At 48.2% G+C, this 11427-nt stretch carries 10 protein-coding genes; 1 reads left to right on the top strand and 9 read right to left on the bottom strand.

Annotated elements, in window-relative coordinates; genetic code table 11:
• Positions 1–277: 277 nt before the first annotated feature.
• The 3 genes from QN379_RS18520 to QN379_RS18510 form a co-directional block, all read right to left on the bottom strand.
• Positions 278–1732 (bottom strand): Ppx/GppA phosphatase family protein, encoded by a 1455-nt coding sequence (locus tag QN379_RS18520; protein WP_322238761.1) that lies wholly within the window; start codon positions 1730–1732, stop codon positions 278–280.
• Positions 1733–2067: 335 nt separating this feature from the next.
• Positions 2068–4116, bottom strand: a complete 2049-nt coding sequence (locus QN379_RS18515) for an ATP-dependent DNA helicase (protein WP_322238763.1) — start codon at positions 4114–4116, stop codon at positions 2068–2070.
• 156 nt (positions 4117–4272) lie between these two features.
• Complete coding sequence (locus tag QN379_RS18510; RefSeq protein WP_322238765.1) at positions 4273–4473, bottom strand: YdcH family protein; 201 nt, start codon at positions 4471–4473, stop codon at positions 4273–4275.
• A 230-nt stretch (positions 4474–4703) separates the two neighbouring features.
• Between QN379_RS18510 and QN379_RS18505 the strand changes: the two genes are divergently transcribed.
• Complete coding sequence (locus QN379_RS18505) at positions 4704–5495, top strand: PP2C family protein-serine/threonine phosphatase (protein ID WP_322238767.1); 792 nt, start codon at positions 4704–4706, stop codon at positions 5493–5495.
• 146 nt (positions 5496–5641) lie between these two features.
• Here the strand turns inward: QN379_RS18505 and QN379_RS18500 are convergent, their stop codons facing one another.
• The 6 genes from QN379_RS18500 to QN379_RS18475 form a co-directional block, all read right to left on the bottom strand.
• The gene (locus QN379_RS18500) at positions 5642–6046 is read right to left on the bottom strand and encodes a NirD/YgiW/YdeI family stress tolerance protein (RefSeq protein WP_322238769.1); all 405 of its coding nucleotides are present in this window, start codon (positions 6044–6046) and stop codon (positions 5642–5644) included.
• A gap of 165 nt (positions 6047–6211) precedes the next feature.
• Positions 6212–7594 (bottom strand): ATP-binding protein, encoded by a 1383-nt coding sequence (locus QN379_RS18495; protein ID WP_322238770.1) that lies wholly within the window; start codon positions 7592–7594, stop codon positions 6212–6214.
• The gene (locus QN379_RS18490; protein ID WP_322238772.1) at positions 7587–8252 is read right to left on the bottom strand and encodes a response regulator transcription factor; all 666 of its coding nucleotides are present in this window, start codon (positions 8250–8252) and stop codon (positions 7587–7589) included. Before QN379_RS18490 ends, QN379_RS18495 begins: the two co-directional genes overlap by 8 nt.
• Positions 8253–8585: 333 nt before the next feature.
• The gene (locus QN379_RS18485) at positions 8586–9635 is read right to left on the bottom strand and encodes a hypothetical protein (protein ID WP_322238774.1); all 1050 of its coding nucleotides are present in this window, start codon (positions 9633–9635) and stop codon (positions 8586–8588) included.
• A gap of 162 nt (positions 9636–9797) precedes the next feature.
• Positions 9798–10895 (bottom strand): cell division protein ZapE, encoded by a 1098-nt coding sequence (gene zapE, locus QN379_RS18480; protein WP_322238776.1) that lies wholly within the window; start codon positions 10893–10895, stop codon positions 9798–9800.
• Positions 10896–11012: 117 nt separating this feature from the next.
• Positions 11013–11417: a hypothetical protein gene (locus QN379_RS18475; protein ID WP_322238778.1), complete on the bottom strand. Its 405-nt coding sequence runs from the start codon at positions 11415–11417 to the stop codon at positions 11013–11015.
• Positions 11418–11427: the final 10 nt, after the last annotated feature.

Genomic DNA, 11427 nt, shown 5'->3' with positions numbered 1-11427 from the left:
GCCTATGTTTCCAAAAGACATCATTATTATTGCTATCTGACTGTAACAGCAGAGAAATTGAGGCTAAATCGCACCGAAAGTTGAAATCAAACAGCGAGGCAACTCCGAGAAGCTTTACAGTCTCGGAGATTGGTCTGGTTTATCAATTGAAATAGGGGTAGTAAAGAAGATAATGATCGCAGTCATTAATAACCAATATTCAGACATTAAATCGATGAATATCGGTATTTACCGCAGGGTAATTAGGCGGCCTTCCCGACTGTTAAGGAATGGCAGCTCAAATCCGCTTGATAGCAAATTCAACGCCAATTTCACGCCACCATTCCCGTTCTTTTTCCATCCAATAAGTTGCAGTCGGATGGTCTGCGACCCATTCGCGCTTAATGTCGAGTTCAATTTTGCTTTTCATCTTAACGCGTAGTTCGTCGAGGTCAACCTCAATCCGTGAGTGCAGAAACATGACCGCCAGTCGCAATGCAAGAACTGCTTTGGAGAAATCAGCGTCAAGCAAACTCTCACTAATTTTCCGTAAGTTGCCCTTCTGTCCCAGAATCAAATGACTCATCGTCTTTTGTTCCCTTGTGGTAAACCCTGACAAATCAGCGTTGGCAATCAGATAGGAAGCATGTTTGTGATAACCACTTTGCGATACAACCAGGCCGACTTCGTGCAACAAACCACTCCAATGCAGATACTTTTCAAGCACGTCATTGCTGGGCTTAAGTAAGCTAAACAACGTGCTGGCAGTCTCCGCAACGCGATTGGCGCGCAATTGATCTACGTGGAAGCGCTGCGCAAAATCACGCACGGATTGCTCGCGCCGATCCAGACGCGTGCCGCGTAATTGCAGATCCCACATGACACCCATGCGTAACCCGGCTTCAATCGGGGTCAATACTTCAATTCCCAGTTCTTGCATCAAACCGCTCAATACAGCCACGCCGCCAACAATGACAGTCGCCCTGTCCGGCTTCATACCAACCATATCAATCCGGCTGACATGCCCCATTTCAATAAACCGCTCTTTCAGCGCTTCCAGACTTTTGTAAGATAAGCGTCGATCACCGAGGTTATTTTTTTCGATCGTTTCTGCGATTGCGCGAATCGTGCCCGATGAACCGTAAGCGTTTGTCCAGTTTTGTGGACGATAAGGCGGTGCGGCATCTTCAAAATGACTGCGCGCAGAGAGAATTGCTGCGGCATAAGCCGCACTGGTGATGCTTCCGCTGGGGAAAAACGCCAAACTTTGATTCACTGTCCCGATGCCAAACGATTCGACCCGTTCAATTTGCTGGCCACGACCCAAAATCAATTCGGTAGAACCACCGCCAATATCCAATACCAGCCGTTTTTCATTCGGCAAACGCAGCATGCTGGCGACGCCCATATAAATCAGACGACCTTCTTCCTCACCAGAAATAATTTCGATGGGATAACCAATGGCTGCCTCTAACGCGGGTAAAAATGCAGCAGCATTTTTTGCTATGCGTAACGTGTTGGTCGCAACCACACGCACCGCCTCGAGTTGATAGTCTTCTAAAATAGTACGGAAGCGCCCGAGAGAATCAAGTGCAGTCTGCATTGCTACTTCGGTCAAATTGCCTTTGCTATCGAGACCTCCAGCCAGACGAATGGGATCTCGCGCACTCTTAATGACGCGAATGGCATCACCATTGTATTTGCCAATATGTAACCGAAAACTATTCGAACCCAGATCGACCGCTGCAAACATGACATCCTCACAATCTATACAACACTGCACTACATTTAACGATTACAAACTTGAAACTTGACTGGTTTTCAGGGATATAAGATGAAAGAGAAAGCCCTGATCAAAGGCTTTCGACTGCTAGAACAATAAATCCGGATTGTTACCAGTGCATGACATACATACAAACTACTGGAATGGCTATTGTGTGGAAACCAACCGTTGAGCCTTAATTGCAGGGCCGACCAATCGCTTCCACGCTTTGATTTGGACATATTACGTCAGGTGCTTTCGCCATGACTTTAACATCATCCAACACATTTACTCGATGGGTGAATCGTGACGGTGCGGTTCAATGGTCAAACAGCTAGTGGGACAGTGTTAAAAAATTCAGTCGCCACACTAAGATCACGAGTGCGCTTGAACGGTGGCAAACTTTGCCAGATCCGCTTGCCGTAACCTTTTGAAATAAGGCGGGGATCGCAAATCATCAATACACCGCGATCAGTTTCATCACGAATCAAGCGGCCTGCACCCTGCTTCAAATTGATAATCGCTGCTGGCAGTTGATGATGCATAAAACCGTTCATTCCCTTTTTTTCCAAAGCCTCGATACGCGCGGCCAGCACCGGATCGTCCGGTGGAGAAAATGGCAATTTGTCGATAATGACCAGCGATAATGCTTCGCCACGCACGTCAACACCCTCCCAAAAGCTTTGGCTACCGATCAATACGGCGTTACCGGCAGCCCGAAAACGATCGAGCAACTCTGTCCGCCCTGCTTCGCCCTGCACTAACAATGGAAACGGCAGATTCCGCTCTTCGAATTCTGCCCGCAACCTTTCAGCCGCCCGATTGACCGCACGGATGGTCGTGCAAAGCAGGAATGTCCTACCGCCAGCTGCCTCAATGACGGGTAAAGCAGCGTCGATCACAGCGTCTGTATATTCCGGCGAGTTTGGCTGTGGCAAATTTTGCGGCACGTATAACAGGCCTTGCTCACCATACTCAAAGGGACTCGGCCAGGATTGCGCCGGTTCACCAGCAAGACCCATTTGTGACGCGTAATGCTGAAAATCGTTTTTTACCGCCAGCGTAGCTGAGGTAAAAATCCAGGTGCGTGGAACACCTTCACGCTGTTTATTAAAAATCGGCGCAATGGAAAGCGGGGTCTGATGCAATTGTAATGACGTAGAAAATGCCTCCACCCACAACACGCGGCCTTCAGCGTCGCCGTGTACCGCATCTTTAATACTGCTGGTCTTGACTTTGGATTTAACCGACTCCGGCTTATTCCAGGCATCAATCCGCATCCCAAGTTCAATCGCCCGAGTGCGGCATTGCTCGATAGTTTCAGCACGTTCCGCCTGTTTTTCCAGCGTCGCGATCATTCCGTCAAACTCTTGGCGCAAAGTCTCCAGAGCAGAAAAAAACACGCTAGAAGGCGCAATCTGGTTGACCGCCAGGCGCACCACATCTTGCGGGAACGCCAGCCGCAAATCACGGGCGGCTTTCTCGACCGGCATCACTACTTTGGCCCAGTCAGCGCCATCGCGGGCATGCGACAGGCCTTCTGCCAACACGTCGCGGCATAGTTCGAGAATATGCGAGGTGGAAACTGTATCGCCAAAAAATAATGTGGCGACTTCAGGTAATTGATGGGCTTCATCGAAAATGATCGTATTGGCGGAGGGCAGTAGCTCAGCTACGCCGGTATCCTTTAAGGCCACGTCAGCAAAGAACAGATGATGATTGACCACCACGATATCTGCTTGCTGCGCCTCTTTACGCGCCTTCATGACAAAACAATCCTGATAGTACTGACACTCTGCGCCAAGACACGTGTCGCGCGTCGACGTAACCAGATTCCAGATGAGCGCAGTTTCGGGGACTTTTGACAATTCGGCCTTGTCACCGGAACTGGTGGTCTTCATAAAGCGTGAAATCTCGCGTAAATGACCGGTGTCCTCGCGAGAAGTCATGCGTCCATTCTGAAGCGTTCGCTCCAAATGAAAATGGCATACATAATTGGCGCGCCCCTTTAGTAGCGCTATCGACACCGGGGCGCTGAGAGCTTTGCGTACTGTGGGAATATCACGTAAAAATAATTGATCCTGCAAGTTCTTCGTGCCAGTCGAGACGATAACTTTACCACCCCATAATAGGGCTGGAACCAGATAGGCGAACGTCTTTCCCGTGCCGGTACCTGCCTCTGCAATAAGTGTTGTCTGCTGCGCGATAGCTTCCGCAATCGCTTTCGCCATTTCGGTCTGGGCCATTCGCGGGCGAAATCCACCGACAATCTGTCCTAACGGGCCACCAGGACCAAATAGTTGATCGATATCGGCGTCGTGTGTGCCAGCAATTTTGGCGCTTTCGGCAATGGTAATGGATGTATCTTCGGTCAAAGTAACTGTCAGTAATAGGCTTGAAGGATAGGTTTTAAGGCCTTAGGAGCTTGGCACCTGAGATAAAACGAAAAGGTATCGCTAAGATAAAGGAGCCTAGCGGTCATCCTCACCTGAGGGAACTGCGACTACGCTATCTCATTCACTTAGGTTTATCTATGCTGGAATATCCGGAATTAATTGCATTTTTAAGAGCGTAATGTGATCTTTTAGTTGCAGTTTGCGTTTCTTCAGGCGTCGCAATTGTAACTCTTCGCGCCTTACCTCGTTAGCCATCACCTCAATCACAGCATCGAGATCACGATGTTCGACTTCAAGCTCGATGATTCGGCGGTGAATATCTTCACGATCTAACATAGTCACGTTCCCGCATTAAAATTCTATAAATGTTAGGAAAATATCTTATCTTTGATACAAGATATTCCTGCGTATAATAATTTTTTAGATAATCCCAGAAAGCTAGCGACTTGTCGCCCTTACTTTTAATTGCATGTATCTGCAAACAAGGACGCATCTTTGGGTCAACAGCTTTTTAAATTACATTTCTAAAACACACATCAACAGCGCAGTTTAATCTACCCGAACGAATGAGCCAATATAAAGTCGATGCAGGGACCGGTCAGCACATAGGTGACCGCACTGAACAACAGGACCGGGTCGCCCTTTTAAGTGCGGGCAAGGCGCCTGGATACATGATGGCAATATTAGCGGATGGAATGGGCGGGCGCACAGGCGGCGATCTTGCCGCTGAACAACTCATTATCACTGCGAAACAGCTCTTCAATGAGTTTTCGCCATTGACCGATACGGTGGAGCAACTACTTCTTAATATCGCTCTCGAAACCCGCGCCATCATCAAACTTTCGGCCGCTACTAGTGATACGGATCCCCACAGTACCATGGTTGCCCTGGTGTTATCACCGGATGGATTGGCAACTTGGGGTCATGTAGGGGATTCACGACTGTATCGCTTTGAGGGGGCAAAATGTATCGAACATACGATTGACCATTCGTACGTAGAAAAAATGACCAGCGAGGGCAAGATATCGCCCGCCGAGGCGCCATCCCATCCGATGTCAAACGTATTAATAAACGCGATCGGCTCAACTACCGAAATTCCATTCGTATCAATAGGCCGTCATACCGGATTAAAAACCGGGGATGCGTTTTTATTGTGCTCAGATGGATTTTGGCCATACTTTACAGAGACGGAAATGGGTCTGGCAATTGACAGAGCCACAGTGCGCGAGGCGGCCGAAATGTTTATTGCCAGAGTGCGTGTGCGTACGGTCAACATAGCTGCCGATAATTGTACTTTGGCGATCATCAAACTGGTTACACCATCAAAATATAGAAAAAACGCAGACCTGCTCGTATAAGACAGTCTGCGTGTTTAACGTACGTTCGGGGTATCTGGAACATTAAAAGATGCAATGGGGCTTCCAGATATATTGGAAGTACCACACAATTTTGAAAGCCACCGGTTCACGCTCTCTCTTTTACGCCCTCTATTGCGTCAAAAAAATCAACCTGGGATAACTTTGATTTGGTTGACTTCCAGTTTAGAGGGACCAAAACGGTTCTTGTCGAATTCTCCAGTGATTTCAACAACGGTATTTTCGTTAATTGTCTGATTCGCAGGAAAGTATTTTGGCGAAATTTTTGTCTTGATTTCACCAGTGGCATCAGCAAAGACATAGTTTTTACTTCCACCGTGGCTAATTAATTTGCCGGTTAAAGTGACGTACTGATCGTCTTTTCCATCGTCCAGTAATTGTTTCACAGTCATCTTTGAAATACTGGACGGGCCAGTATATTGGGTATTAGCGCCAGCTGCACTGGCAGTCGGTCCCGTATAGCTTTGCGAAATCGCAGCTGCGCAGGAAACTGTTAACACGGTGATGGCGATTACTTTGGCGATGCGATTCATGAGATATCCCTTTTGACAACGGTGTGTGTAATAGTTGATTCAGCGCGTTCGGAGACTGCGCTGGACTGTTGCTATTAAACTCCCTCAACATTAACGTTATCTTAAGAAACAAAAATCTTACGTTCGCCACTTAAACTCGGTAATGCTTCTGCACAGGTGATCGCTTCACGCTGGAAAATCCAGGAAAACACCGAGGCCACGTGTATGCAAACCGCGCCCAAACGATAGTTTTGCACCATGTAACTCAGCGATGCGACGTACGATAGAAAGCCCCAGTCCATTGCCAGCCTCGCCACTACCAAGCACACGAAAAAAACGTTCGCCCAATCGACTGTGTTGCTCTTCATTAACACCCGGACCATCGTCGCAAATAGCAATACGCACCACACCGGACGCGGTCCTGATTTTAATCTGTATCGTGCTTTTCGCTGGACAATAACGCAATGCATTATCAAGAAGATTGCGCAAAGCGATATACATTAATTCCGGATTTATATTTAACGACTCAACCTGGTTTTGTAATTCGACGCTTATATCGCGGCGGCCAGCATTAACGGCATGGGCATCAATCAACCCCTGAAGAAACGGGGTTAGCGCAACCGACTGTCGCTTCAAGCCATCTTGATTGATGGGGTCCAGCCGCGCCAGTGCCAATAGGTTCTCGACCAAAGCCGTCGTGCGATCAACATCGTTACGCAGTTTTTGAAAGGGGATAGCCAACTCAGCATGTTGACGTTGTAACAACTGAACGTGCATGCCTATTGCCGCAAGCGGTGTGCGGAGCTCATGCGCTGCATCGGCAGTAAATCGACGCTCTGCTTGCAGCGCCGAATCCAAACGCAACAGCATGCCATTTAACGCGTTGACGACAGGTTTTAATTCAGTGGGCTGTTCCTCTAACAACACTGGTGTCAAATCATCGCGTGATTTTTGGGTCAGTGCATGGGCTGTGAGGTTAATCGGTTTCATTACCCGATTAACGCAATACCAACTCACTGCACCCACCATAGCAAGCAATAACAAAGCCGGAATCGTGAGGCTTTCCGCCAGCTCATCAAGTATATCCAGACGTTTTTTAAACTTCTGCCCGACTTGCACTTCAAAATGCGCATCACTGCTGCGAACCACAAAAATACGCCAGCTTTGGCCATCAATATCGATATTCTTAAAACCTTTGCGCTGGTCGAAATGTGGAATAAAAGGACTATCCGGTGCTTTGGTTGTGCGTTGGATCACCTTGTTATCCACCACGATCTGATACTGAATATCAACCTTACGGGTTTCGCTCGTGCCGCTATCGGTTTCGGCCAATAAGCCTCGCGCATTCAAGTCAGTGGTCGCGGCCATGATCAAATAACTGGACTCTTTCAAGGCGTCATCAAACACGTCGTTAGTTTCGTGCCATGCAATAAACACCATAATGGTGATACTGGCGATCCACATTAAGGTACTAGTACCCAGAATCGTCCATAACAAACGCAGGCGCAGAGAATAGGAGCACTGCTTGGCAGAGTTGGTATCAACGTTGTCGGCTAAAGACTTAGGCATTCTCTTCTTTTAAACGATAGCCAAGATTACGTACGGTAACGATAAAAGACGCCCCTAGTTTTTTGCGAAGATGGTGAATATGCACTTCAATTGCGTTGCTTTCCACTTCCTCGCCCCAACCATATAAGCCTTCCTCAATCTGAGCACGCGTAACAATTTGCCTGCGATGCAGCATCAATGCATGTAGCACGGCAAATTCACGGGCGGTCAGTTCTACCAGTTCGTCATTACATGTCACTCGTTTGCTGGCGATATCTAAGCCGATATTGTCATGTTTGATAATATTATCAGCGCGATGGGCATAACGCCGCATAGCGGCCCGAATCCGAGCTGACATTTCTTCCATATCTACTGGCTTGATCAAGTAATCATCAGCGCCCAGATCAAGTCCTTTGATGCGGTCTGCTAACGTATCTCTTGCAGTAAAAATGAGTACCGGCACGAGGTCTTTGTTAGCGCGCAATTGCATAAGAAGCTGATCACCGGACGCGCCAGGTAAGCCGCGATCTAACAATACGCAATCATAACTGTGGGTTTGGAGGGCAATCGCGGCGGAATCCCCACGTTGCACCCAGTCGACGGCATAGCCGTCAAGCTGAAGCCACGATTGAACGGTCGCACCCAGCGAGGGGTCGTCTTCTGCAAGGAGGATACGCATGAGATTGATCTTAACTCGGTTAAATTAAGGCAGTCTTAACACCGCAATAGTTACTCGGCATTTGGTAGTTTGGGTGCCTTAAACATTTTTAAGACCGTCATGCTTAGGAAAGTTGAACGTCGACCAGCTTATCGATGCACGCAAAAGACGCTACCCGACGTGGCGCTACGTTCTGATGCGGCAGATTACGTAGTTAACAACAACACAGTCCAATACACAACCATTTCTGAAAAATGACGAGAAATGGTTTTCCCCCTTGCGTTGGAAATTTTACCTGCGCTCAACCACTTTACATTGAACCAGTTCCGAAGTTTTTAAGCTCAAAGTGCCACTTTAGGGCTGGGCTGGCGCTGGTGCACTGGAAGGTGAAGTGACTGCCGGCGGACTCACTGCTGGAACTGCAGATGCCTTTTTCTCCGCAAGATCGCGCGCTTTTTCTGCTTTTTTGTCAGCTACTTCACGCTGACGTGCAGCCGCATCCTGGCCTTTTTTGATAAATGCAGCTCTGTTAGCAGCGCGTTCTGATGCTTTAGCAGTTTCATTTTGCTGTATTTTATTTAATTTATTGGCATTGTCTGAGATGCGTTTCTCAGCCTCGCCTGCATGGAGCTTGGTATTCGCCGTAACAGCGGCATCTTTCTCCCCGCTTTCTTTTACCTTATTTGCAATTGAACTCTCTTTTTCCTTTTGGTCTTGCTGCAACTTAGGCGCAGAAATATCATTTTTGGTTTGCTGTTCTGCCAGCGCTTTATCGCGATCATCCGCTGTAGCACGTCGCTTATAGGCGTTTGCCTCAACCTCCAGAGGGCGAATTTGCTTTAACGCCAAGCGGCGTTGCTCTTTCGCGGCATTTAAACAAGGATTAGTAAAAAACTTTTTGTAACAAACGCGCTGCTCGTTCAGAGTGCGTAACTCGACCTCGGCACGTGCCTTTGTCACATCGGTCAACACATTGTCTGCACCGGCCACCGAACTGACAGAACCGAGCGGATGACGCGTTGCAAATTCTGCGGCAGGAATAGAAGAATCGAATACTTTATTAATATCCCTAGACTGAATCGGATTATCTGTAGGGTTGGCAGATTGCTTAGCGTCTTTATTGACGTTGGACGCATCACTTTGAGATGCGTCTTGGTTGACGCCTGCTGTATTTTGCTCAGAGCCAGGTTTTGCGTCGACATTTGCTGTGGATTTGCTGTTGGATGTAATGCCGTTATATTGATCCGATTTCGTATCGTCCTGCGCATGCGCCCTGCCAGCCATCCCACCACCCAGAAATAGCAAGGTAGTCAGGAGCGCAAACGTTGATATCACGGGCAGAGAGAGGCCGTTGGTTTTGATCGCTGAAGACTGCATTTTAATAACAAAAGAAGCGAATCTCACGTGTTTCCATCCATTCTTTACATTGCATTGTTCGGTTAATCAACATCGCATAACGTCGGGGCCGTGTAGCGTCGGAACAAGTGGGCCGGTCCTTCGCGGCCTATTTGCCGCGTTACATCAACATTAAGCACAATCCCGTTTCGGCGTCCGGCATATTAGTGATTATGCAATAGCGTCTGCCGTACCCCGTTGCTCGGAATCCATATATTCCTTAGACTGCATCTCACTGATACGTGATGCCGTACGATGGAATTCGTTTGCCAGCATGCCTTGGGTATACAACTCTTCTGGCGCAACCGCTGCCGACATAATTAATTTTATTTTGTGATCATAAAACACATCGATCAACCAGGTAAATCGGCGTGCTTCCGACGACATTGCTGCCGACATTTGCGGAATACCGGACAATATCACTGTATGGAACCGACTGGCAATTTCGAGATAGTCATTCTGCGAACGTGGCCCCCCACACAACGTCGCGAAATCGAACCAGATAACCCCACCAGCGCGCCGTAACGACTTAATTTTACGCGCTTCAATATCCACGACCGGGTCCTGATCTGCCATTTCGGCAATCCCAGCAAAAGCGTGACGCAAGGCGCGGTCACTGTCGCCATTAAGTGGCGTGTAGTAACTATCCACTAAATCCATCGCAAGTCGACGGTAGTCTATTCCCGCATCGATATTAATAACATCGAGCTTATCCCGCAATAGCTTAATGGTCGGCAACATGCGATCACGGTGTAAGCCATCCGGATACAGTGTACCCGGCTCGTAATTGGACGTCATCACGAATGAAACGCCGTTATCAAACAAAGCTCTGAGCAAGTTGTACAAAATCATCGCATCAGCAATATCGGATACATGAAATTCGTCGAAACAGATCAAACGATATTTTTTTGCGATCCGCTTAGCCACTTCATCAAGAGGATCCTCTACGCCTTTCAATTCATCCAACTGGCGATGTACTGCGCGCATAAACTCATGAAAATGCAGACGTACTTTACGAACCACGGGCACAACGGAATAAAAACTATCCATGAGAAACGATTTGCCGCGCCCGACACCACCCCACATGTATACACCACGCGGCACGTCAGGACGATTAATTAGTCGCTTCAAAGAATTCGAGCGTTGCGCTTTGAAGGCCACCCATTCATCATAAGCTTGCTGAAGCCGCTCGACCGCCAGCAACTGTGCAGGATCAGAGGTAAATCCACGCTGCCTCAACGTCTGCTCATAAAACTCTAGGACGTTCATGATTGTCAACCTCACATGCTCAACTCCCCCGTCCATACTTAGCTATCAGAACGACCGGGTAAAACAAAAATGGGCGAGCCATTGCTCACCCACACTTAGATGTTGCGACTCTTGCAACTATAGTCGGTCCATTTCAACCGATATCTGGCTTGGATAGGCCCCATTTTTATTGTCAACACTGGTCGGAAAACTGGTCCCCTGACCTAAGCCTATGCCACCACCACCCGCAGCACTACCTCCCATACTTGGTAAGCCAGCCCCCGGTGGCGCTTTAAAGATGATGACCCCACTCCGATAACCTCTTTTACTACAGTCAACATGTAAATCACCGTCTGCAGCCGATATCACTACTTCGGCTGGGGTCGTCAGGTTCCAGGTTCCACCATCCGTTTTGACTACGCAACGAGCGGCGGTCAAAGGCTGCCCATCCGATTTGGTTTGGATCTGGATTCGACCATTATCTGACCCAGTTGTCGCGCAGCCAGCAAGTAAAACTATCGATAACAGGGTCAGATGACGCATCGTCATTTCC

The organism is Glaciimonas sp. Gout2 (assembly GCF_035018905.1).
Lineage (GTDB): Bacteria > Pseudomonadota > Gammaproteobacteria > Burkholderiales > Burkholderiaceae_D > Glaciimonas.
Note: the sequence above shows the minus strand (reverse complement) of the source record. Positions and strands in the feature narration are given on the sequence as shown.